This window comes from Algibacter mikhailovii (assembly GCF_014651495.1).
Classification (GTDB): Bacteria; Bacteroidota; Bacteroidia; order Flavobacteriales; family Flavobacteriaceae; genus Algibacter_E; species Algibacter_E mikhailovii.
The window spans coordinates 1-2,171 of sequence record NZ_BMWZ01000029.1 but is presented as its reverse complement, the minus strand read 5'-3'; the positions used below and the strand labels follow the sequence as shown (position 1 = coordinate 2,171).

Sequence of the window (2,171 nt, the reverse complement as noted above, 5' to 3'; positions counted from 1 at the left end):
GCACTGAGGCTTCATCTAAAATTAGCCCCTTAATATTGGATGTAGTAACCTGTGAAAAGGCCATAAAACCAAAAAGTAAAAAGAAAATAAAAAAGTTTGTTTTTTTCATTTTGAATAAATTATTTGAGTTAGTTTGTTATCTATTATGCATGCATAATAGATATTTAAGGCAAAAATAGTACAAAAAAAAGCCACTCAAAAGAGTGGCTTAATTTAATTTAAAGCTTTTATTAACTTTTTGTTAACTAACTAGTTAAGCTTGTGCAACAACCTCAAAAGCTAAATCAACAGATACTTCTCTATGTAAACGTATTACAGCATTGTATTTACCTAAACGTTTTACATTTCCTCCAATCACATTAATAAATTTCTTATCAATATCTTGTCCTTGTTTTTGTATAGCTTCAGCTAAGTCAATATTGTTTACAGATCCAAATAATTTATCTCCAGATCCAACTTTAGATGCTATTTTAATTTCTAAAGCTTTTAAAGCTTCTGCTACTTTATTTGCATCGTCAACTATTTTCTTTTCTTTAAAAGCACGTTGCTTTAAATTCTCTGCTAATACTTTCTTAGCAGAAGAAGTTGCCAACACGGCCTGCTTTTGAGGAATTAAAAAGTTTCTACCATAACCGTTCTTAACTGTTACAATATCGTCTTTAAATCCTAAATTATCAACGTCTTGTTTTAATATAAGTTCCATTGTTATCGTATTTTATTTTAATAAATCAGCTACATAAGGCATCAAAGCTAAGTGACGCGCTCTTTTAACAGCCACAGATACTTTTCTTTGGTACTTTAAAGAAGTTCCTGTTAAACGTCTTGGTAAAATTTTACCTTGCTCGTTTACAAATCTTAATAACCAATCTGGATCTTTATAATCAACATACTTGATACCAGATTTCTTGAAACGACAATATTTCTTTTGCTTATTAGTTTCAATGTTAAGAGGCGTTAAATATCTAATTTCGCCGTCTTTCTTTCCTTTCGATTGTTGTTCTATTGATGACATAATTAAGCTTTTTGTTTAAGTTTTTCTCGTCTTCTCTCTGCCCATGAAATGGCATGCTTATCTAACGCTACTGTTAAATAACGCATAAAACGCTCATCACGTCTAAACTCAACTTCTAAGGTGTTTATAACTTCCCCAGATACAGTGTATTCAAATAAGTGATAAAATCCACTTTTCTTGTTTTGGATTGGATAGGCTAATTTCTTTAGTCCCCAATCTTCTTTTGATACCATCTTAGCGCCGTTAGAAACAAGAAAATCTTCGTATTTCTTTACTGTTTCCTTTATCTGATCTTCAGATAAAACGGGATTTAAGATGAAAACAGTTTCATAATGATTCATAAAAATCGTTTTTATTGTTAAAAATTGGCTGCAAAAGTAAATAATTTCTATATATTACGCAATAATCTTCCACCTATTTTAATACAATTCTCTAGCTCTTAAAAAAGTGTTAAAATAATGTTAAAACAAACACTTTACCGATGATTTTTGGTTTTTAGCCGAATTTATTGTACTATTGTCGATATCTTAACCGAAATAATATGAATGTTATGACTTTAAACTGTGTAGTAGTAGACGATTCAGCAATACAACGTCTCTCTATAGTTAAGTTAGTAGAGAATCACCCCTCTCTCAACTTAATTGCAGAGTACAGTAGTGCTTTAGAGACTAAAAATGGTTTAAATACGCATCAAGTTGACTTAATCTTTTTAGACATTGAAATGCCAGTGTTGAATGGATTTGAATTGCTTGACGTATTAAACAACAAACCCCAAATTATTTTTGTAACTGGTAAAACCGAATATGCTTTTAAAGCATTTAATTACGATGCTACCGATTACTTACACAAACCCATTACAAGAGAACGTTTCAATACTTCTGTAGACAAAGCCTTAGAGCAACATAGATTGACTCAAGACTTTAAAGAAGAAGATGGTGAACATATTTTTGTAAAAAGTAATCTTAAAAAACGTAAAGTTTATATTAAGGATATTAAATGGATTGAAGCCTTAGGTGATTATGTTAAATTAGTTACTGAAGAAAACAGCTTAGTTGTATTATCAACAATGAAATCTTTTGAAGCTGAATTACCAGAAGGTAAATTTTTAAGAATACATAAATCTTACATTGTAAATCTTGATAAGATTGACAGGTTTAAT

The 2,171-nt window shown here is 29.9% G+C and carries 4 protein-coding genes; 1 reads left to right on the top strand and 3 read right to left on the bottom strand.

Going from position 1 to position 2,171, the window contains the following annotated elements:
• Nucleotides 1-253: 253 nt before the first annotated feature.
• The 3 genes from rplI to rpsF are packed head-to-tail and all read right to left on the bottom strand — an operon-like array spanning nt 254 to nt 1,353.
• A complete protein-coding gene (gene rplI / locus IE051_RS18485; RefSeq protein WP_189362896.1) occupies nt 254-703 on the bottom strand; it encodes a 50S ribosomal protein L9 in 450 nt (149 codons plus the stop codon).
• A gap of 12 nt (nt 704-715) precedes the next feature.
• Complete coding sequence (gene rpsR / locus IE051_RS18480) at nt 716-1,012, bottom strand: 30S ribosomal protein S18 (protein ID WP_189362895.1); 297 nt, start codon at nt 1,010-1,012, stop codon at nt 716-718.
• Nucleotides 1,013-1,014: 2 nt separating this feature from the next.
• The gene (rpsF, locus tag IE051_RS18475) at nt 1,015-1,353 is read right to left on the bottom strand and encodes a 30S ribosomal protein S6 (RefSeq protein WP_189362894.1); all 339 of its coding nucleotides are present in this window, start codon (nt 1,351-1,353) and stop codon (nt 1,015-1,017) included.
• A 209-nt stretch (nt 1,354-1,562) separates the two neighbouring features.
• Between rpsF and IE051_RS18470 the strand changes: the two genes are divergently transcribed.
• The coding region (locus IE051_RS18470; protein WP_189362893.1) for a LytR/AlgR family response regulator transcription factor at nt 1,563-2,171 on the top strand (609 nt) is incomplete at its 3' end.

Excerpts from the sequence above, each read along its gene's own strand:
- rplI (WP_189362896.1), bottom strand. The coding sequence starts at position 703 with ATGGAACTTATATTAAAACAAGACGTTGATAATTTAGGATTTAAAGAC.
- rpsR (WP_189362895.1), bottom strand. The coding sequence starts at position 1,012 with ATGTCATCAATAGAACAACAATCGAAAGGAAAGAAAGACGGCGAAATT.
- rpsF (WP_189362894.1), bottom strand. The coding sequence starts at position 1,353 with ATGAATCATTATGAAACTGTTTTCATCTTAAATCCCGTTTTATCTGAA.